Source organism: Streptomyces pinistramenti (assembly GCF_020564935.1).
GTDB lineage: Bacteria > Actinomycetota > Actinomycetes > Streptomycetales > Streptomycetaceae > Streptomyces > Streptomyces pinistramenti.
Genome location: NZ_JAJCXB010000045.1, coordinates 35,913 through 56,016, shown reverse-complemented (window position 1 = coordinate 56,016; position 20,104 = coordinate 35,913). Strand labels below are relative to the sequence as shown.

The 20,104-nt window shown below is 71.8% G+C and carries 19 protein-coding genes; 9 read left to right on the top strand and 10 right to left on the bottom strand.

All coding sequences use genetic code 11. From position 1 onward, the window contains the following. Nucleotide 1: 1 nt before the first annotated feature. Nucleotides 2-1,015, bottom strand: coding sequence for a DUF6114 domain-containing protein (locus LIU39_RS25755; protein WP_227049286.1), 1,014 nt, complete (start codon nucleotides 1,013-1,015; stop codon nucleotides 2-4). Beyond that, on the bottom strand, nucleotides 1,006-1,515 hold the full coding sequence (locus LIU39_RS25750) for a DUF6230 family protein (protein ID WP_264483250.1): 510 nt from the start codon (nucleotides 1,513-1,515) through the stop codon (nucleotides 1,006-1,008). The genes LIU39_RS25755 and LIU39_RS25750 overlap by 10 nt, the downstream gene beginning before the upstream one ends. Before the next feature lie 261 nt (nucleotides 1,516-1,776). On the opposite strand from LIU39_RS25750, the gene LIU39_RS25745 reads away from it, so the two are divergent. Then, the gene (locus LIU39_RS25745; RefSeq protein ID WP_227049284.1) at nucleotides 1,777-2,424 is read left to right on the top strand and encodes a TetR/AcrR family transcriptional regulator; all 648 of its coding nucleotides are present in this window, start codon (nucleotides 1,777-1,779) and stop codon (nucleotides 2,422-2,424) included. Nucleotides 2,425-2,494: 70 nt separating this feature from the next. On the opposite strand, the gene LIU39_RS25740 is transcribed toward LIU39_RS25745, so the two are convergent. Continuing rightward, nucleotides 2,495-3,799, bottom strand: coding sequence for a glycoside hydrolase family 18 protein (locus tag LIU39_RS25740; protein ID WP_227049283.1), 1,305 nt, complete (start codon nucleotides 3,797-3,799; stop codon nucleotides 2,495-2,497). Nucleotides 3,800-4,139: 340 nt separating this feature from the next. Here LIU39_RS25740 and LIU39_RS25735 point away from each other — a divergent pair, with 340 nt between their 5' ends. Further along, a complete protein-coding gene (locus tag LIU39_RS25735) occupies nucleotides 4,140-5,312 on the top strand; it encodes an acyl-CoA dehydrogenase family protein (protein WP_227049282.1) in 1,173 nt (390 codons plus the stop codon). Between the two features lie 283 nt (nucleotides 5,313-5,595). On the opposite strand, the gene LIU39_RS25730 is transcribed toward LIU39_RS25735, so the two are convergent. After that, nucleotides 5,596-6,012 (bottom strand): hypothetical protein, encoded by a 417-nt coding sequence (locus LIU39_RS25730; RefSeq protein ID WP_227049281.1) that lies wholly within the window; start codon nucleotides 6,010-6,012, stop codon nucleotides 5,596-5,598. Nucleotides 6,013-6,220: 208 nt separating this feature from the next. Here LIU39_RS25730 and LIU39_RS25725 point away from each other — a divergent pair, with 208 nt between their 5' ends. From LIU39_RS25725 to fxsA, 5 genes are all read left to right on the top strand, one after another. After that, nucleotides 6,221-6,661, top strand: coding sequence for an Lrp/AsnC family transcriptional regulator (locus tag LIU39_RS25725; protein WP_227049280.1), 441 nt, complete (start codon nucleotides 6,221-6,223; stop codon nucleotides 6,659-6,661). A 98-nt stretch (nucleotides 6,662-6,759) separates the two neighbouring features. Continuing rightward, nucleotides 6,760-8,400 (top strand): amidohydrolase, encoded by a 1,641-nt coding sequence (locus tag LIU39_RS25720; protein WP_227049279.1) that lies wholly within the window; start codon nucleotides 6,760-6,762, stop codon nucleotides 8,398-8,400. 526 nt (nucleotides 8,401-8,926) lie between these two features. Beyond that, the gene (gene lnt / locus LIU39_RS25715; protein WP_227049278.1) at nucleotides 8,927-10,603 is read left to right on the top strand and encodes an apolipoprotein N-acyltransferase; all 1,677 of its coding nucleotides are present in this window, start codon (nucleotides 8,927-8,929) and stop codon (nucleotides 10,601-10,603) included. Beyond that, complete coding sequence (locus tag LIU39_RS25710; protein ID WP_227049277.1) at nucleotides 10,600-11,358, top strand: polyprenol monophosphomannose synthase; 759 nt, start codon at nucleotides 10,600-10,602, stop codon at nucleotides 11,356-11,358. The genes lnt and LIU39_RS25710 overlap by 4 nt, the downstream gene beginning before the upstream one ends. 78 nt (nucleotides 11,359-11,436) lie before the next feature. Continuing rightward, complete coding sequence (gene fxsA, locus LIU39_RS25705; RefSeq protein WP_227049276.1) at nucleotides 11,437-12,009, top strand: FxsA family membrane protein; 573 nt, start codon at nucleotides 11,437-11,439, stop codon at nucleotides 12,007-12,009. A 189-nt stretch (nucleotides 12,010-12,198) separates the two neighbouring features. Here the strand turns inward: fxsA and LIU39_RS25700 are convergent, their stop codons facing one another. From LIU39_RS25700 to yczE, 4 genes are all read right to left on the bottom strand, one after another. Continuing rightward, nucleotides 12,199-12,576 carry an RNA polymerase-binding protein RbpA gene (locus tag LIU39_RS25700; protein ID WP_100605284.1) on the bottom strand — a complete coding sequence of 126 codons (378 nt, stop codon included), beginning with the start codon at nucleotides 12,574-12,576 and terminating at the stop codon, nucleotides 12,199-12,201. Between the two features lie 305 nt (nucleotides 12,577-12,881). Then, entirely contained in the window at nucleotides 12,882-14,249 is a 1,368-nt protein-coding gene (locus LIU39_RS25695) for an MFS transporter (RefSeq protein WP_372464038.1), read from the bottom strand. Nucleotides 14,250-14,308: 59 nt separating this feature from the next. Then, nucleotides 14,309-15,106 (bottom strand): glycerophosphodiester phosphodiesterase family protein, encoded by a 798-nt coding sequence (locus tag LIU39_RS25690; protein ID WP_227049275.1) that lies wholly within the window; start codon nucleotides 15,104-15,106, stop codon nucleotides 14,309-14,311. Beyond that, nucleotides 15,106-15,789, bottom strand: coding sequence for a membrane protein YczE (gene yczE / locus LIU39_RS25685; RefSeq protein ID WP_443743003.1), 684 nt, complete (start codon nucleotides 15,787-15,789; stop codon nucleotides 15,106-15,108). Before yczE ends, LIU39_RS25690 begins: the two co-directional genes overlap by 1 nt. Nucleotides 15,790-15,890: 101 nt before the next feature. Here yczE and LIU39_RS25680 point away from each other — a divergent pair, with 101 nt between their 5' ends. After that, complete coding sequence (locus tag LIU39_RS25680) at nucleotides 15,891-17,396, top strand: SCO1417 family PLP biosynthesis transcription factor (RefSeq protein ID WP_227049274.1); 1,506 nt, start codon at nucleotides 15,891-15,893, stop codon at nucleotides 17,394-17,396. Between the two features lie 57 nt (nucleotides 17,397-17,453). Here LIU39_RS25680 and LIU39_RS25675 read toward each other — a convergent pair whose 3' ends face one another. Both LIU39_RS25675 and LIU39_RS25670 read right to left on the bottom strand, forming a co-directional pair. Beyond that, nucleotides 17,454-19,127, bottom strand: a complete 1,674-nt coding sequence (locus LIU39_RS25675; RefSeq protein ID WP_227049273.1) for a hypothetical protein — start codon at nucleotides 19,125-19,127, stop codon at nucleotides 17,454-17,456. Between the two features lie 153 nt (nucleotides 19,128-19,280). Continuing rightward, nucleotides 19,281-19,475, bottom strand: coding sequence for a hypothetical protein (locus LIU39_RS25670; RefSeq protein WP_227049272.1), 195 nt, complete (start codon nucleotides 19,473-19,475; stop codon nucleotides 19,281-19,283). Nucleotides 19,476-19,668: 193 nt separating this feature from the next. Between LIU39_RS25670 and LIU39_RS25665 the strand changes: the two genes are divergently transcribed. Then, nucleotides 19,669-20,091, top strand: coding sequence for a YchJ family protein (locus tag LIU39_RS25665; RefSeq protein ID WP_227049271.1), 423 nt, complete (start codon nucleotides 19,669-19,671; stop codon nucleotides 20,089-20,091). Nucleotides 20,092-20,104: the final 13 nt, after the last annotated feature.

The following is a 20,104-nucleotide window of genomic DNA, read 5'->3' as shown; positions in this document are numbered from 1 at the left end:
GTCAGGTGCTGCCCCGCCGTCCTGCGGGCTCCGCGCTCAGCCGCAGCCCGTCGGCGACGATCAGGTCCGAGGTGACCAGCGCCTGCTCCGCCGACACCCGCGTCATATAGACGAAGGGCGGTACGACCGGCGGGACGGGCAGCGTGTCGGGGGTGAAGGTCAGGCAGACCACGCCCTGGAGGCAGCCGCTGAACTTCGTCAGGTAGAGCGTGACGTCGCCGGTCAGGTCCAACGCGTCGGATGCCAGGCGGAGTTCGGGTCCGCCGTTGTGGGTGGTGAGCCGGTAGTCGCTGAGTTCGGCGGCCTTCATCCGCAGCACCATGGCCTTCAGCGGCCCGTTGGCCGTCGGTACGTCGGTGACGCCTGCCAGGGTGAAGCCCTGTGGTGCGAACCTGGTCGTGGTCACCGTCGGCGGCTGCGACGGCGCCGGGACGCCGGCCGTGGGGCCCGTACCCGCCGCACCGGCCCGTTCCGCAGGCCCGCCGAGTGCCGTGAGCAGCGCGAGGGGCAGCGCCACGGCCAGCGCCTTGCCCGCCGCCCCGCGTGCGCCCGCCCGGCCGGAACACTGCGCGTCGCCTGCCTCGTCCGCCCCGTCGTCCGCCCGGCCCTGCGGCACCGGACGCCACCCGAAGCCCATCGCCCCGCCCGCGATCCCGAGCCCCATCCCCACCAGGAAGCCGCCGAGGTTCGTCGCGGCGAACGAGAGGACGGACAGGATCAGCGCATTGATGCTCACGTAGTGGTGCGCGGCCGGGGTGCACCACAGGAACAGTCCGGCGGCCATCAGGGCGAGGCCGATGCCGATCGCCGCCAGGCCGCCGAGCCCCAGACTCACCAGTACCGTCAGCGGCGACAGCGGCACCAGCAGCAGTTCGGCGCCGCCGAGCAGGAGCAGCAGCCCCGCCCAGAACGGCCGGGTGCGCCGCCAGCGGCGCAGGGCCGCCCGGCGTTCCGGCCAGGGCAGGCGCCGGTCGAGCCGCGCCGACCAGCGGGCCCGGCGCGCTCTCAGAAGCACTTCGCACCGTCCAGGCGGACGCTCAGCCGGAGCCCGTTGAGGTGGAAGTTGCCTCCGGTGGCCGACCAGGCGTGCGAGCGGACGCCCGCGACGGAGATGTCCCCGGCCTGCAGGCCGAACTTGCCTTTCGGGCCCGTGACATCGGGCACCGCGTCCAGCGATGAGGCGTCGCGGCCGATCTGGGCGGTGCCGAACCGGGCGTCGCCCACCAGGTCCTCGCCGTCGATGACGAGGCTGTCGGCGCGCACCGGGCCCGCCTTGCCGCCCGCGGTCAGCTTGAAAACCACAGGCCCCAGCGGCGTCTTGACCTCGGCGGACTGGCAGATGTCGGAGAGTTCGGCCTTGCCGATCCCGAGCAGCGCGACGGGATGCCCGCCGCCGTCGGTATCGCGATCCGTGTGGACGTAGGAGGCGAGTCCGGAGCTGGTCAGCCTGCCTGACGACACCTGGAAGTCGGTGCCGGACACGGCGAACGAGGCGGCCAGCGCGCCGTCGGCCATCACCACCGCGAGCGCGCCCACCGCGACCAGCGCGGGCAGCGCGGCCACGGCGGTCTTCTTCCATGAGGTCCGCCCTTCGGGCGGTGTACGGGTCGTGGTGCTCACTGCGTCCTCCCCGGGATGGCGGTCAACCAGCAGTCGCGGGATATGTGCGGATGCGCGAGGGAAGTGCTTCACCGAGCCGTTACGCAACGAGTTCGCAGATAATGACGGTCTGTCATACTGCGGAAAACTCGCGGTAGTTGGAGACTAGGGCGGATTTTGAATAATAGTCAACCGCGCGGACGGGCCGCCCGCGCCACCGAACGGTCCTCATCCCGTCGCGCCGAACTCATAACCGTAGGGCGGAAGTTGTTCGCCGACACCTCCTACGACGCCCTTTCCATGGATGACATCGCGCGGCAAGCGGGCGTCGCCAAGGGCCTGATCTACTACTACTTCAGGAGCAAGCGCGGCTACTACCTCGCGATCATCGAGGACGCCGTGGCCGGACTCGCCGAACTGGCCGGCAGCACCCACGAACTGGCGCCGTACGACCGCGTCCGGCACACCGTCGACGGCTATCTGCGTTACGCCCAGCACCACCAGGCCGCCTACCGCGCCATCGTCACCGGAGGCGTCGGCTTCGACGCCGAGGTCCTGGCCATCCGCGACGCGGTGCGCGCCCGGATGCTCACCACCATCGCCCTGGGCGCCTGGGGCCGCGAGGACCCGCCGCCGCTGGCCAGGACCGCGCTGATCGGCTGGCTGTGCAGCGTCGAGGGCGTCACCCTCGACTGGATCGGGGAACGGCGGCTCGCCCGCGAGACGGTGGGGGCGCTGCTGGTGCGCGGCCTCGGGGACACCTTGCGGCTGATCGAGGAGTACGAACCGGACTGCCCCGCTCCGCCCCGGCCGCCGGCCCGCTGAACCGCGGCCCGCCGCACGCGAAAGGGCGGGAGGCCGCAGCCTCCCGCCCTCACCTACGCACCGCCGAGGGCTACTTGATCGCCTTGATCAGCTCGCCGTTGGTGGTGTCACCGCTCAGCTCCCAGAAGAACGTGCCGCCCATGCCCTGCGCGTCCTTGAAGGCCATCTTCGACGCGATGGTCTCCGGGGTGTCGTAACTCCACCACTGGTCCCCGCACTTGGCGTAGGCGGTGCCCGCCACCTTGCCGGTGGCCGGGCAGCGCTCCTTGAGGACCTTGTAGTCGTCGATGCCGGCCTCGTACTTGCCCGGGGCCGCACCGGTGGCGGTCCCGCCCGGCGCGTCCTGGGTGACGCCCTGCCAGCCGCGGCCGTAGAACCCGATGCCCAGCAGCAGCTTGTCCGCAGGGACGCCGAGCTTCTTCAGCTTCGCGGTGGTGTCGGTGGTGTTGAACCCGGCCCTGGGGATGCCGTCGTACGCCGTGAGCGGGGAGTGCGGGGCGGTCGGGCCCTTGGCGTCCCACGCGCCGAAGTAGTCGTACGTCATCGGGTTGTACCAGTCAACGTACTGGGCGGCCGTGCCGTAGTCGGTCTTGTCGAGCTTGCCGCCGTCCGACGCGTCCGCGCTGATCGCCGCGGTCACCAGCTGGTCCTTGCCGAACTCCTCGCGCATCGCCTTCATGACGTTGGTGAAGGCGTCCTTGCCGCTGGTGTCACAGGTCAGACCACAGTCGTTGGGGTACTCCCAGTCGATGTCGATGCCGTCGAAGACATCGGCCCACCGGGGGTCCTTGACCATGTCGTGGCAGGACTTGGCGAACGCCGCGGGGTTCTTGGCCGCTTCGCCGAAGCCGCCGGACCAGGTCCAGCCGCCGAACGACCAGAGCACCTTGAGGTTCGGGTGCAGCTTCTTGAGCTTGCGCAGCTGGTTGAAGTTGCCGCGCAGCGCACCGTCGTCCCAGGTGTCGGCCTTGCCGTCGACGCTCTGGTCGGCCGTGTACGCCTTGTCGTAGTCGGCGTACGAGTCGCCGATCGCGCACTTTCCGCCGGTGACGTTGCCGAACGCGTAGTTGATGTGCGTCAGCTTGTCCGCCGAGCCCGACGTCTCGATGTTCTTGACGTGGTAATTGCGGTCGTAGACACCCCAGTTGGTGAAGTATCCGACGACCTTGTTGCCTGCCGCGACCGGCTTGGTCCCGGTCGTCTCGGCGGCGGGTGCGGAGGCGGCAGTGGTGCTCGGGCTCGTGGCGGTGGGGGCGCCGGCCGGAGCAGCTATGGCCTGTCCGGTGAGCAGTGAGCCGGCCAACGCCGCCGTACACAGCGCGGTTGCGGCGGCGATCAGCGTGCGCGGTGATCGCTTCCGGTGCGGTCTGAGCATGTCGTCTCCTCGGAGGGGGAATCGAGGGGTGGGGCCCGACCTGCGTTCCGAACGGTCCTGAACGCGTGGGGCGTTGGGGAGAAGCTAGAAGGACTAGACCAGTGCGTCAATGGTTCGGACCAATTTCGTCGGGCGGTCCGCACCGGCCGGATGCCGTCTTCCACCGTTGATCAACCCGTGACGTGCGGCCGCCGATCGGGCATACTCCTAGCGCCACAGCTGCAGGTCATCGCCTTCCGCGACCCGGGAGACGATCATCGGCTGGGCACACGGAATCCGGCGCCGCCGCCAACCCCATGCGAGCGGAGCCGTAGCGCCCGACAGGGAGGAGAGCGCCGCCATGACCGAGTACGGCCCCCGGCCGGTGGATCGCAGGCTGCCCACGGAGGAAGCCCGCGACCTGTTGACGCTCGTACGGGAACTCATCGAGCGCGAAATCAAGCCGACGGCCGCCGAGGAGGAGGACGCCGGCCACTTCCCGCGCGACACCTTCAGACTGCTGTCCGCATCCGGACTGCTCTCCCTCCCGTACCCGGAGGAATTCGGCGGGGGGCAACAGCCCTACGAGGTGTACCTCCAGATCCTCGAAGAACTCGCGGGCGCCCGGCTCACCGTCGGCCTCGGCGTCAGCGTGCACACCCTGGCCTGTCATGCGCTCGCCGGTTTCGGCACGAAGGAACAGCGCGCCACACACCTTCCCGCCATGCTCGGCGGCGGACTGCTCGGCGCGTACTGCCTCTCCGAGCCCGCATCGGGCTCCGACGCGGCGTCCCTGACGACCCGCGCCACCCGCGAGGGCGACGGCTGGAAACTGAACGGCACCAAGGCGTGGATCACCCACGGCGGGGTGGCCGACTTCTACACCGTCCTGGCCCGCACCGGCGGCAGCGGCGCACACGGCATCACCGCCTTCCTCGTCCCCGGCGACGCCGAGGGCCTGAGCGCCGCGGCACCCGAGCGCAAGATGGGCATGAAGGGCTCGCCGACCGCCCAGTTGCACTTCGACGACGTCCGCGTCCCCGACTCGCGCCGCATCGGCGACGAGGGCCAGGGCTTCACCATCGCGCTCTCGGCCCTGGAATCCGGCCGCCTGGGCATCGCCGCCTGCGCCATCGGCGTCGCCCAGGCCGCCATCGACGAAGCGCTCGCCTACACCGCATCGCGCCGCCAATTCGGCCGCCCCATCGCCGACTTCCAGGGCCTGCGCTTCATGCTGGCCGACATGGCGACCCAGGTGGAGGCGGGCCGCGCGCTGTACCTCACCGCCGCCAGGCTGCGCGACGCGGGACTGCCGTTCTCCAAGGAGGCGGCGATGGCCAAGCTCTTCTGCACCGACACCGCGATGCGGGTGACCACCGACGCCGTCCAACTCCTCGGCGGCTACGGCTACACCGCGGACTTCCCCGTGGAGCGCTTCCTGCGCGAGGCGAAGGTCCTCCAGATCGTCGAGGGCACCAACCAGATCCAGCGCATGGTGATCGCCCGCCACCTCGCCGGGCCCGAATCCCGCTGAGCATCCGCCACGTGCCTCGGGAGTGCTCACCCGGGGCACGCCGGCGCGGGCGCAGTTGAGCCATGCCGACCCGTCGCGCGAGCCGACGTGAGCTGCGGAGCTGTCCGATCTGCGCCTGAAATGGCGCCATATACCGCTACCTGCACCCCGATTGCGGCCCGTCGTTCGCCGGAGCGCGCACGGCGCCGAGACGCATGGGGTCAACCAGGTGCGTATGAGGGTGAGTTGGCGGCCGTCACGGGTGACGTGACGGCACCGGCCTTCGGTCAATCGTCGGCGGCGGTCAGGACCTGCGGCGCATCCGCGGCACCCTGACCGGCCGCTCGCCGGGCTCGCCGATGTGGGAGAACGGCTGACGGCGCCAGTCCAGGCTCTCCGGAAGCGTCAACAGCACTGCTGCGTCCTGCTCTTGGGCGTCCATCGAATCCGGGGTCACCGGGGCGTCGGCCACCGACCGCCCGGATCCCTGGCAGACCATCAGGCCGAACGGGTTCCACGGCGAGGGGCACAGCGCGTGTTCCGGGAGGCTGTCCTCCTCGGCGAGCAGACCGATCGGCTGCCCGCAGTCCGGGCAGGTCACCCGGAAGATCTCAAAGGTTTCGTACATACCGTCATCGTCGGAGAAGTCGAGATCATCGCCCTCCGTGGCGCCGGCATCGGCCTGCACGGGTTCCTGCTCAAGACGTCGCATGGTGTCCATCCCCCTCGGGTGGGCCGATCAGGCCGCCGACTTCCTGTGACGGGCGGTCCCGGCCACCACCAGCAATTCCCCTCATGCCGCGCGCATAATCACCGGCACCCGGCGGACACCGGTGCACGCATGTGGCATTCCTCACATGAGCGGCGCAGGAGTGTCCACGATCCGGCGCGCGGTGCGCACACGCGCCCGAGCACAGTAAGTTGAGCGGGTGGAGGAGTTGGACCGTCAAATCGTGGATCTGCTCGTCAAGGACGGGCGGATGAGCTACACCGACCTGGGCAAGGCCACCGGCCTGTCCACTTCGGCGGTGCACCAGCGGGTGCGCCGCCTGGAGCAGCGCGGTGTCATCCGCGGCTATGCCGCGATCGTGGACCCGGAGGCCGTGGGCCTGCCGCTGACCGCTTTCATCTCGGTCAAACCCTTCGACCCGAGCGCCCCGGACGACATCGCCGAGCGCCTCGCCGAAGTCCCCGAGCTGGAGGCGTGCCACAGCGTCGCAGGCGACGAGAACTACATCCTCAAGGTCCGGGTCGCCACCCCGCTGGAGCTGGAGCACCTGCTCACCCGCATCCGCACCCTGGCCGGCGTCTCGACCCGCACCACCGTCGTCCTGTCCACCCCGTACGAGGCCAGGCCGCCGCGCATCTGAGCGGGATCCGGCCGCCCGGGGCGAATCCGGGCGGCGCTTCGGGGGCGCGGGTGACCCCGCGCGCCGCGCGCCCGCCCGCAGGGGCGAAACTGTCCGGTATGAGCGAGCGCACTCCCGATCTGTCCCGTCCCCGTACCGTCCTGCTCCGTGGCGGGGAGGTGCACAGCCCGGCCGATCCCTTCGCCACCGCCATGGTGGTGGAAGGCGACAGCATCGCGTGGGTGGGGGAGGAGGGCGCGGCCGCGTCCTTCGCCGACGGAGTCGACGAGGTCGTCCACCTCGACGGCGCGCTCGTCACCCCGGCGTTCACGGACGCACACGTGCACACCACCGCCACCGGTCTGGCGCTCACCGGCCTCGACCTGACGTCCGCGGCCGGCCTCTCCGACGCGCTGACCCGCATCCGTGCCTACGCCCAGGCCCGCCCCCACGACAAGGTCCTGCTCGGCCACGGCTGGGACGCCGGCGCCTGGCCCGAGGGCCGCCCGCCGTCCCGGCCGGAACTGGACGCGGCGACCGGCGGCAGGCCCCTCTACCTCACCCGCGTCGACGTGCACTCCGCGGTCGTCACCACCGCCCTGCTCGACCGCGTCCCCGGCGTTCGTGGCCTGGCCGGATTCCACCCCGACGGGCCGCTGACCGGCGCCGCGCACCACGCCGTGCGGCACGCCGGGTACGCCACCGTCACACCCGCCCAGCGCGCGGACGCCCAGGCCGCCGCGCTCGCCCGCGCCGTGTCCCTCGGCATCGGCAGCCTCCACGAATGCGCGGGCCCCGACATTTCGAGCGAGGACGACTTCACCGCCCTGCTGGCCCTGGCCGCCGAAGGCCACGGCCCGCGCGTCGTCGGCTACTGGGCCGAGCCCATCGCATCCGCAAAGGAAGCCGCGCGGATCAGGGAACTCGGCGCGCTCGGCGCGGCCGGCGACCTCTTCGTCGACGGCTCGCTCGGCTCGCACACCGCGCACCTCCACGCGCCGTACGCCGACGCCGCCCACACCGGCACCGCCCACCTCGACGCCGCAGCCATCGCCGAGCACGTCGCCCTGTGCACCGAGGCCGGACTCCAGGCCGGCTTCCACGCCATCGGCGACGCCGCCCTCACCGCGGTCACCGACGGCGTACGCGCCGCGGCCGACCGCGTCGGACTCGACCGCGTCCGGGCCGCCAGGCACCGCGTCGAACACGCCGAAATGCTCACCGAACGCACCATCGCCGCCTTCGCCGACCTGGCCCTGACCGCCTCCGTCCAGCCCGCATTCGACGCAGCCTGGGGCGGCGACGACGGCATGTACGCCACCCGGCTCGGCGCCGACCGCGCCCGCACCCTCAACCCGTACGCGGCGCTCCTCAAGGCCGGCGTACCGCTCGCCCTGGGCTCCGACAGCCCGGTCACCCCGCTCGACCCGTGGGGCACCCTGCGGGCCGCCGTCTTCCACCGCACCCGCGCCCACGGCATCTCCGCCCGCGCCGCCTTCACCGCGCACACCCGCGGCGGCTGGCGCGCCATCGGTCGCGACGACGCCGGCGTCCTGGTGCCCGGAGCACCCGCCGACTATGCCGTCTGGCGCACCGGCGACCTGATCGTCCAGGCCCCCGACGAACGCGTCGAACGCTGGTCGACCGACCCCCGCTCCGGCACCCCTGGCCTGCCCGATCTCCGTCCCGGCGGCGAGCTCCCCACCTGCCTGACCACGGTCGTCGGCGGCCGCACGGTCTTCGAGCGGCCGAACGAGTGACATCGGCCGGCCGCCGCCCGCGCGACGGCCGGCAGGTACGGACTTGCCCCACCTGGGAAGCCTCGGCACCGACCCGGCAGGACGCGAAATCGGCGCAGACGGGACACCTGTTGACAGCAGCCGGTCGGCGGCCGGTAGGTTCGGCCGAGTCCACCACAGGACGTCCGATCGGGAGACATCCGCGCTGTCGTCGAACGCAGCTGGGCCATGGGACGGTGCACCACACCGGAGCACCGCCACTGGGAGCCAGGTCCAGCACAAGCGGCACGGAGCGCAGGAAAGATTCGGCCGGTCGGCAGGTGCGACCCGGGTGGGGCCCGGACGCTCAGTAGACAACGGCTTTCGGTCGACCCGCAGCCAGCGGGCCCCAGGTCGGCCCGAAGGGCGCCGGGCCCCTATCCGCACCTCACGCCGTGCGCACCCACCCGTTGAGTGATCCGGCCCTTCGCGCACCCCGCAGACGGCCGCGCGGCCCACCGATGTACGGTCAGCTCACCACCGCACGACCTGCAGGAAGGCCGCGACCGTGCCATCGGGTTCCGACACCACCGAAGCTGCCGCGGGCGGCCGCGCGGCCGACGGTCCTGTGCCGCCCGCCGCGCCGGGCTCGTCCCCGGACGCGCCGCGCCGTCCCGGCCGGCTGCGCCGCCTCGCCGCGCTGGCCAGGCGCGAGGCGCTGCGCAGCGCGCTCGCCGTCGTCTCCGGCGCCGCGCTCGGTCTGGCCTTCCCGCCCTACGACCTGTGGCCGCTCTCGCTCGTCGCGGTCGCCGCGCTGGCGCTTCTGGTACGTGGCAGGAAGGTCACGCAGGGCGCCTGGAGCGGCTTCGCCTTCGCCGTGCCGTTCTTCCTGATTCTGCTGAAGTGGCTGCATGTCGTCGGCTGGGACGCGGTGGTCGGCCTGTCCATCGCCGAGGCGCTGTTCGTGGCGCTGATGGGCGCGGGCCTCGCGCTCACTTCGCGGCTGCCCGCCTGGCCCCTCTGGGGCGCCTGCCTGTGGGTCGCCCAGGAGTGGGCCCGCGACCGCATCCCGTTCGGCGGCTTTCCCTGGGGCCGGCTGGCGTTCGCCAACACCGGCTCGCCGTTCACCCCGCTCGCCGCCCTCGGCGGCGCCCCGCGGGTGACCTTCGCCGTCGCGCTGGCCGGCGGGCTGCTGGCCGTCTGCGCGACCGGGCTGTGGGGGCTGCGCAGGCCGGGATCCCCGAACCGCGCGCTTCCGGCCATCGAGGCGTTCGGCCTCGCGGCGGTGATCACCGCGGCCGGTGTGCTGGTGCCCGTCCCCACCAAGGCCGACGACACCGTTGACATCGCCGTCGTTCAGGGCAACGTCCAGCAGGCCGGCATGGACTTCCTCGGGCGCCCCATGAAGATCCTCGACAACCACGCCACGGCCACCGAGAAGCTCGCCGCCGACGTCAGAGCGGGCCGGGTGAAGAAGCCGGATCTCGTGATCTGGCCGGAGAACTCGTCGGACCTGGACCCGTTCCAGTACCCGCAGGCGTACGACCGCATCGACGAGGCCGTGAAGGACATCGGCGTACCGGTGCTGGTCGGGGCCCTCATCGACCATCCCTCCAAGAAGGGCTACGTCTTCAACGAGGGCATCGTCTGGGATCCGAAGAAGGGCCCCGGCGCCTCGTACACCAAGCAGCACCCGGTGCCGTTCGGCGAGTACGTACCGTTCCGCGCACAGCTCAGCAAGATCATCACGCGCTTCCAGCGGGTGCCCAGGGACTTCTACCCGGGCGACCACACGGGCGTCCTGAAGGTCGGCCCCGCGAAGCTCGGCGACGTCATCTGCTTCGAGGTGGCCTACGACGAGATCGTGCACGACACCGTCGACGCCGGCGCCCGCGCCCTGGTCGTCCAGACCAACAACGCCACCTACGGCCGCACCGGCCAGCCCGAGCAGCAGCTGGCCATGTCCAAGCTCCGGGCCGTCGAGCACGGCCGGGCGGTGGTGACGGCTGCCACCAGCGGAATCAGCGCCGTGGTCGCGCCGAACGGGACAGTCACCCATCAAATCCCCGAATTCACCCAGGGAGTGGTCTCCGCGAGCATCCCGCTGCGCGACGAAACGACGCTCGCCGACCGCGTCGGTGCAGCACCCGAGTGGACGCTCGCTATCGTGGGACTTCTGTCCTGCGCCGCTGCCACAGTCATCGGCCGGCGCGGGCGTTCGAAGGACGAGAAGGGGCAGTTGTGACAGACGGCGGTCAGCGGCAGTACGGTCCGCTCGGCACCACGTTGGTGATCATTCCGACGTACAACGAGGCGGAGAACATCAAGCCGATCGTCTCGCGGGTGCGGTCCGCCGTTCCCGAGGCGCATGTCCTCGTGGCGGACGACAACAGTCCCGACGGCACGGGCAAGCTGGCCGACGAGCTGGCGGCCGAGGACGAACAGGTCCATGTGCTGCACCGCAAGGGCAAGGAAGGGCTCGGAGCCGCCTACCTGGCGGGCTTCCGGTGGGGCATCGACCACGACTTCGACGTGCTGGTCGAGATGGACGCCGACGGCTCCCACCAGCCCGAGGAGCTGCCCCGGCTGCTCACCGCGCTCAAGGGCGCCGATCTCGTGCTGGGATCGCGCTGGGTGCCCGGCGGCCGGGTGGTGAACTGGCCCAAGTACCGCGAGTTCATCTCCCGCGGCGGCAGTACGTACTCCCGGATGATGCTGGACGTCCCGATGCGTGACGTGACCGGCGGCTACCGCGCCTTCCGTGTGCACACGCTCAAGAGCCTCGGCCTCGACGAGGTGGCCTCCCAGGGCTACTGCTTCCAGGTCGACCTCGCCCGCCGTGCCGTACAGGCCGGGCTGCACGTCGTGGAGGTCCCGATCACCTTCGTCGAGCGGGAGCGCGGCGACAGCAAGATGAGCCGCGACATCGTCGTCGAGGCGCTGTGGCGGATCACGGCCTGGGGCGTCAGCTCGCGGATGTCCAAGCTCCGCGGGAAGTAGCCCGCGGGCGGCCTCGCGCTTGATCGTCACGGCGACCCTCCGAGGCGGTCTGTCAGTGCGACCAGGCACACTTGAGGCATGACGTTCGGAGCAACGCCCACGCCGAGTCCCCGCCCGCCCCGGCGCTCCCGCGCCCGCCGGTTCATCCCGCTGTGCGTGGCCGCCTGGCTGGTGCTGGAAATCTGGCTGCTGACCCTGGTGGCCGACGCGGCGGGCGGCTGGACGGTGTTCCTGCTGCTGGCGGCCGGTGTGATCGTCGGCGGTTACGTGATCAAGCGCGCCGGTCGCCGCGCCTGGAAGAACCTCACCGAGACGCTCCAGGCGGGCCCGCGGGAGGCGGCGAAGAACCCTGCGGCCGCCGGGAGCGGCGGCAACACGATGCCGATGCTCGGCGGTCTGCTGCTGATGCTGCCGGGGATGATCTCCGACGTCCTGGGCCTGGTCTGCCTGTTCCCGCCGGCCGGGAAGCTGATCCAGCGCCGCACGGAGAAACTGCTGACCCGCACGTCGCGCCACGCCCCCGGTTCGCTCGGCGACGCCTTCCAGCAGGCGCGTATGCACCAGCCCGACGGCAAGGTCGTCCAGGGCGAGGTCATCCGCGACGACGAGCCGCAGGATCCGCCCCGGCAGGATCCGCCGCTGCCCCGTTGAGCTGCTGCGGGCCCCGGTCCTGTGGGGGCAGGGGCCCGTACGGACGCCAAGGCCCGCCGTGCGGGGCGTGACGGGGAGTTCGGCCCGGACGGGCGCGGAAGAGGCCGGAAACGCGCAAGGGCCGGGGCCACCGTGAAATGCGGTGGCCCCGGCCCATTTGCTGCGGTGCTGCGTAGTGAAGTCCGGTTGTCAGGCGGACTTGCGGTTGGTGTCGCGCGGATGCACGGCAATGTTCATGGTGCCGGAGCGCAGGACGGCCAGCCTTTCGGCCAGCACCTCCTCCAACTCCTCGCGGGTGCGCCGCTCCATGAGCATGTCCCAGTGCGTACGCGCGGGCTTCCCCTTCTTTTCCTCAGGGCCATCGCCATCCACCAGAAGCGAGGGTGCACCGCAAACCTTGCACTCCCACTCCGGCGGAATCTCGGCCTCAACCGAGAACGGCATCTCAAAGCGATGTCCGTTCTCGCATGCGTACTCCACCGCCTGGCGCGGGGCCAGGTCGATGCCGCGGTCGGTCTCGTAGCTGGTCACCACGAGTCGCGTGCCGCGAAGAGCTCGCTCACTCATGAATCGTGCCTCCCGGGCTTGTCGCCCACAGGACAGGTGTCGCTGTCGTCGTCATCCGGTCAACGTCCGGTCGGCGGTGAAGATTCCCGAAATCGGGACATGCGCCCACCCGTCGCCCACCACCGCCCTTGACGGAGGCGCTGTGCGCCGCTGCCTTCCTTCGTGCCGCCCCTTGTTGTACCCACCAGCGCCCGGTTTGTCACATCTGGCAGCAGATGTCACCCAGCGCCTCCCAATGTTAAGCGCGCAGTAACGGTCCGCCTGGTGAGCCAAAGGCGTACACTACCGCCCCGCGCGCTCCGGACCTAAATCCGGTCCGGCACGGCATTGCCCGCGGCGGTGATCGCGCGCCGCACGGGTACCCGCGCCAGCAGTACGAAACCGACCGCGAAGAACGCCACCAGCGACAGAATCGCGTCCCGGTAACTGCCCGTCACCTGGTAGGTCACGCCGAACACCAGGGGCCCCAGCCAGCTCACGCCGCGGTCGCTGATCTCGTACGCGGAAAAATACTCCGCTTCCTTGCCGCGCGGCACCAAATGCGAAAACAGCGAACGGGACAGCGCCTGACTGCCGCCCAGGACCAGGCCGATCGCGGCGGCGAGCGCGAAGAAACCCACGGGCACGCCGGCCGGCAGGAAGAAGCCCGCGGCGATCGTCGCCGTCCAAGCCACCAGCGAGCCGAGGATCGTGCGCTGCGCGCCGTAGCGCCGTGCCAGCCGCCCCATGAGCAGCGCGCCGGCCGCCGCCAGCACCTGCACCAGCAGGATGGCCACGATCAGCGTCGTCTGGTCCAGTTTCAGTTCCTCGGAGCCGTAGACCGACGCCTGGGTGATCACCGTCTGCACGCCGTCGTTGTAGACGAGATACGCCAGGAGGAAGGCGAGGGTGAGGGGGCGGCTGCGCATGTCGCGCAGGGTGCCGCGCAGTTGGCGCCAGCCCTGGCCGAGCGCCGCGGTGCGCGCGGCGGGTGCGTCCGGCCTGTCCGCCGTCCACCGGTCCCGCAGCCGGCGCAGCGGTATCAGCGAGAACAGTCCCCACCACAGCCCCGCGGACGCCAGGCAGATCCGTACCGCAGTGCCCTCGGTGACCCCGAACGTGTCGTGCCCGGCGTACAGCACCAGATTGGCGATCAGGGCCAGTCCGGCCGCCGCGTAGCCGAAGGCCCAGCCCCGCGTGGACACCGCGTCCCGCTCGTCCGGCTCGGCTATCTGGGGCAGGTAGGAGTTGTAGAGCATCATCGAGACGACGAACGCCACATTCGCGACGATCAGCAGCGCCCCGCCCAGCAGGTAGCGCTCGCCGTCGAGGAAGAACATGCCGGTCGTGGCCGCGGCGCCGACGTAGGCGCAGCATCCCAGGAGCGGTTTCTTGCGGCCGGTGCGGTCGGCCACGGCCCCGGCGACCGGCATCGCCAGCACCGAGAGCAGCAGCGAAGCGGAGACCGTGTACGCGAAGAAGGAACCGGCCCGTACCGGTATCCCCAGTGGATGCACGAAGCCGTCCGCGCCGGCCGCCGCCTTCGCCACGGACGTCAGATACGGGCCGAGGAATACCGTCAGCACCGTCGTGGAATAGACGCTGTTGGCCCAGTCGTACCAGTACCAGCCGCGCTGTTCCCGGCGTCGTTCCGTATCCCCGGCCGTATCCGCGGCCACGGTCTGTGCGCTCACCGCGCCCACCCCCGTCTTCCCGTCCCCGTCCACCGCGGCGGATGGGGCGGGGCAGGGGCTCAGACCCAGGCGCCCCGCCCGGTCAGCACCGTGCGCAGTGTGTCGATGTGATCGGTCATGATGCCATCCACACCAAGATCCAACAGAGCCGCCATCCGCCCGGCGTCGTTGACCGTCCACACGTGGACCTGCATGCCGAGGGCGTGGGCCGCGCGGACGAACAGCCGGTCGACGACGGGAATCCCGGACTGCCGCTCCGGGACCTGCACGCACACCGCGCTGCGCCGTACCGCGGTGCCCAGCAGCCGGTCCACCGGCAGTGCCCCGCGGCCGAGCGAGCGCAGCCGCAGCCCCGCGACGCCCCGGGTGCCCAGCGACGTCGCCATCCGCCGGCCCGCCATCCGCTGCGCCCGCGCGACCCTGGCCTCCGAGAACGAGCCGATGCACACCCGGTCCCAGGCGTTCGTGCGGCGCAGCAGTTCCAGCAGCGGCGTCAGCGCGGCCTCCGCCTTGACGTCGACGTTCCAGTGGGCGTCGGGGAACTCCTCCAGCAGGTCGGCGAAGTGCGGCAGTGGCTCACGGCCCGCGACCCTGGCCCGGCGCACCGCGCGCCACGGCAGTGCGCCGATCTCGCCGCGGGTGTCGGTGACCCGGTCCAGTGTCGCGTCGTGGAAGGCGACCAGTTGCCCGTCCGATGTGGCGTGGACGTCGGTCTCCAGATAGCGGTACCCCCGTTCCACCGCGCGCCGGAATGCGGCGGCGGTGTTCTCCAGGCCGTCGGCCGCCCCGCCGCGGTGTGCGAACGGGAGCGGGGCGGGGTGGTCGAGGTAGGGGTGGCGTACGCGTATTGCCGGCATCACTCGGAAAGTATCGCGCGCTCCGGCGGGGAGCTGTTGCGGGCCGCCACCAGGGACGGCTGCTCGGGCAGGCCCTTGATCGCGAACCGGCGGAGGAAGAACTGCGCCAGCGGGCCGATGGCCAGCGCGTAGAGCACCGTGCCCACCCCCACCGAGCCGCCGAGCAGGAAGCCGACGGCGAGCACGGCCACCTCGATGCAGGTCCGCACCAGGCGCACCGGGCGGCCCGTACGCCGGTGCAGCCCGGTCATCAGGCCGTCGCGCGGACCGGGGCCGTAGCGCGCCGAGATGTAGAGGCCGGTGGCCGTGCCGTTGAGGAGCACGGCGAAGACCAGCAGCGGGATCCGGATGCCGAGCGCGCGGAGGTCGGGGACCAGCGCCAGCGTCGCGTCCATGACCAGTCCGAGCACCACCACGTTCGAGACCGTGCCGAGCCCGGGGCGCTGCCGCAGTGGAATCCACAGCAGCAGGATCAGGGCGCCGGAGGCGATGGTGACGGTGCCCATCGAAAGCCCGGTATGTACGGAAATTCCTTGGTTCAGCACGCTCCACGGCTCCAGGCCGAGCCCGGCGCGCAACTGGAGTCCCATGCTCGCGCCGTAGAGCACGAGCCCGGCGTAGAGCTGTATGAGCCGTCTCGGCACAAAGGACTGCGGCGTCTTGTGCCTGTCGTCGATGGACAAAACCCTTCCCCCTCCTGGCAGGATTGGATTGACGCATGACACGATGTGGCATGGCAGGGCTCAAGATCGAGAGCCAATTCGGAGAAGGTGGACTGAATCTCATGGCGCAGTGGACTTCCGCAGTGGGTGCGACCCAACTCGCCCGGCTGCTTCGGTCACAGGACCCTCGGGACGCCGAACTCGCCGTGGGCGGCCGCAAGTTGCCCGCCTACCGCAGCCTCGCCGACGGCGTACGCCTCCTCGTCCTGGAAGGCCGCATCCCGGTCGCCGCCCGGCTCCCCGCCGAACGCGAACTGGCCGCGGCGCTCGGAGTCAGCCGCACCACCGTCGCCGCCGCCTACGAGGCCCTGCGCGCCGAAGGCTTCCTGGAGTCCCGCCGCGGATCGGGCAGTTGGACCGCGGTACCGGCCGGCAGCCCGCTGCCCACCCGCGGCCTGGAACCGCTGCCTCCGGAGGCCGGCGGCTCCATGATCGACCTCGGCTGTGCCGCCCTGCCCGCCCCCGAGCCCTGGCTGACCCGCTCCATCCAGGGCGCCATGGCCGACCTCCCGCTCTACGCCCACACCCACGGCGACTACCCGGCCGGCCTCCCCGTCCTGCGCCAGGCGCTCGCCGACCGCTACACCGCCCGCGGCATCCCCACCATGCCCGAACAGATCATGGTCACCACCGGCGCGATGGGTGCCGTCGCCGCGATCTGCCGGCTCTGTACGAGCCCCGGCGAGCGAGTGGCCGTCGACTCCCCGTCCTACGCCAACATCCTCCAGCTGATGCGCGACGCCGGCGCCCGGCTCGTCCCGGTGGCCCTCGCCGAACGGCTGGCCGGCTGGGACATCCCCGCCTGGCGCCAGGTGATGCGGGACGCGGCGCCCCGGATGGCATACGTCGTGGCCGACTTCCACAACCCGACCGGCGCCCTCGCGACCGAGGACCAGCGGCGCCGCATGGTCGACGCCGCCCGGTCGGCCGGCACCCTGCTCGTCGTCGACGAGACCATGACCGAACTCCGGCTGGACGACGATCCCCAACCGCCGCGCCCGGTCTGCGCTTTCGACCCCGCGGGCAGCTCCGTGATCACCGTCGGCTCGGCCAGCAAGGCGTTCTGGGCCGGGATGCGGATCGGCTGGGTGCGCGCGGCGCCGGACATCATCCGCAGCCTCGTCGCCGCCCGCGCCTACTCCGACCTCGGCTCGCCCGTGCTGGAACAGCTCGCCATCGCCTCGCTGCTGGACACCGGGGGCTGGGAACAGGCCGTCGAGATCCGCCGCGGCGAGGCCCGTGAGAACCGCGACGCGATCGTCGGCGCCCTCCGGCGCGAGCTGCCCGACTGGGAGTTCACCGTCCCCAGCGGCGGCCTCACCCTCTGGGTCCGCACCGGCGGCCTCTCCGGATCCCGCATCGCGGAGGTGGGCGAGCGGCTCGGGGTACGGGTGCCGTCAGGACCCCGGTTCGGCGTCGACGGCACCTTCGAAGGGTTCGTACGGCTGCCGTTCACGGTCAGCGGCGCGGTCGCCGACGAGGCCGCGTCCCGGCTGGCGGCCGCGGCCCGGATGGTGGCGAGCGGCGCCACCGTCGACGCGGACACGCGCAGGGCATTCGTCGCCTGAGCCGCCGCGGGGCTGTGGCGGGGGAGCGGCTGTGGGGCGCGGCGCACCCCGCGCCCCTCAGCCCTCCGCGCCCGCGGCCTGCACCGGGCCGTTGACCTTCACCGCACCGTTCACCGGCCCCGCCTGCGCCGGCCCGTCCGCAGGCTCCGCCGCCTCCCCGGCCACCGCCTTCGCCATCCGCACCGGCTCGCCGCCCGCCGTCGGCCCCGGCACCTGCTCGCCCGCCGGGACCGTACGGTCGGGGAGCAGCGCGAGCACCGCCTGCCGGTGCGCCTCGCTCGTCGCGTCGTCGAACGGGTCGGGGGTCGCGGGCACTTGGAGCCGCAGCACAGGACCCGTGCCCAGCCGCGCGTAGCCGCGTCCGGCCGGTACCTCCGCCGTCGGCGTGGTGTGCGGCGGCGCCCCGAGCACCGCGCCCACCTCGTCCGCCGTCGCAGGCCCGAGCAGCACCCGCGCGCGGGCGAGCGTCCGTACCGGTTCGCTCAGCAGGTCGGCGCTCTCGAACTGGTCCGCCACCACCACCGTGACCTGCGCCGCCCGGCCGTGCCGCAGCGGCACCTGGAGCAGCCGCTGCGGATCGTCCCGGCCCTCGGCAACCGCCAGGTGGGCCAGCGCGGTGGGCCGGTCGGCGATGATCCACAGCGGCCGCCGGATGTCGTCGGGCGCCGGCAGCCCGGACTGCCGCGCCCGGTTCGCCACGATGAGCCGCCGCTCGGTCTCGTGCGCCGCCCATTCCAGCGTCGCCAGCGCGCCCGACAGACCGCTCTCCACTCCGAGCACGCCGCCCCGCCCGGCCAGGCACCCGTACTCGCCCATTCCGCTGCCGTCGATGATCAGCACATCGCCGTGCTGCAGCGCCTGGAGCGCGAGCGACCGCAGCAGCGTGGTGGTTCCCGCTCCCGGCTGCCCCAGTACGAGCAGGTGCGGCTCGGTGGACCGCGGGCCGGTACGCCAGACGACCGGCGGCTCGTCCCGGGTGCCGTCGGGATCGGCAACCGGCAGTGTCCTGCGCACCGACACGTGATCGGTGAAGCCCAGCACCGCCTCGCCGGGCGAGGTCACGAACCGCTGCGCGGCGATATCGGTGGGCAGCGGATCGAGGACGGTCAGCAGCAGCCGGTTGGCCTCCTCGTCCCACCCGAAGTGGTACTCGCGCCCGCGGCCGCACTTGGCGTGCAGCACCTGCTCGATACGGGCCCGGGACGGGGCCTCGCCGTCGGTGAAGTACGCCGGGTATCTCAGCTGGAGCCGCCCGATCCGGCCGTCGTCGCCGAAGGCGTACTCCTCGAACGCCTCCTCGCAGTCGCCGCCGTGGACGTAGAGCGGGCTGGGGTCGCCGTCGCGGGAGAAGTACGGCACCAGTGCCTCGTACAGCGTCCGGAGGCGCTCCGCCTCCGCCTCACTGAGGCCGGTCTGCGCCGGTGTGTGTTCCCGCCCCGCCCAGGCCGCCGTGCCCATCGCCCCGACCAGCGCCAGCAGCGGTCCGTACGGCACGAACGTCGTGACCAGCAGGCAGGCCGCGACGAGGAAGACCAGCGGGCCCCGGCGCTCCTTGGGCGTGGCGGACCAGCGCTGCCCGCCGGAGACGGCCAGCCTGCTCAGGCCGCGGCTGATGGTGATCAGCGGATGGAACACATCGGTCGCGCTGTCGGCTGCGGTGCGCGCCAGCTCGCGGCTGCGGGCGAGCGAGGCGCTGTCGGTCAGGATGCGGGGCAGGGGGCGCCGGGCCACATCTGTCTCCTGGGGTCGGTACGCGGCTGTGACGGGGCTCTGCGTCCGCACGGCCCCGTCGCCCACGGGCGTGGGCACGGGACGTGGGCGGCGGGGCGGCGGGTGCACCGGAGGGGCGGGTCCGGTGCCGCGCGGCGGGCGCGACGACAGGACCTAGATCTTGATGCCTCCCAGGAGGCTGGCCAGGCTCGCGCTGCCCGCCTTGATGCTCGGCGCGATGGCGGAGCCCGCCAGATAGAACCCGAAGAGTGCGCACACCAGCCCGTGCGAGGGTTTGAGGCCGTCTTTGCGGAAGAAGAGGAAGACGATCAGGCCGAACAGTACGACGCCGGAAATGGACAGAATCATGAGGTTCTCTCCTGGGTGGTGGGGACGGTCACCGTGAGTTCTTCCAGCCTCACAGGGGGTACCAAGCGCCCAAAAGCTGCAAATGGGTGATTTATCGTTGAAACCCTCCAAATGGGCCCACCTGTGCGGCGGCCGCCCGCGCTGTGTGCTGGGCGGGGCACCGGCCGCCTGCGCCTACCGGCACAATCGGGGTGTGCCGAAGAACAAGCCCCGCCGCGCCGCCGCGGTCACCCCCGAAAGCCCCTGCCCCTGCGGCCGCGACGCGTCCTACCGCGACTGCTGCGCGCCCTTCCACCAGGGCCGCGCCGCCGCCCCCACCGCCGAGCGGCTGATGCGCTCGCGCTACGCCGCCTTCGCCGTCGGCGACCCGGCCTACCTGCTGCGCACCTGGCACCCGTCGACCCGCCCGTCCGGCCTCGAACTCGACCGTGGGCGGCGGTGGACCGGCCTGGAAATCCTCGGGACGACAGGAGGCAGTGCGTTCCACACCGAAGGCACGGTGGAATTCCGCGCGCACTCCACCCTGCGCGGGCACGCCGACACCCAGCACGAGAACAGCCGCTTCGTCCGTGAGGACGGCGCATGGGTCTATCTGGACGCGGCTGCGGGGGAGTGAGGGCCGGAGCGGG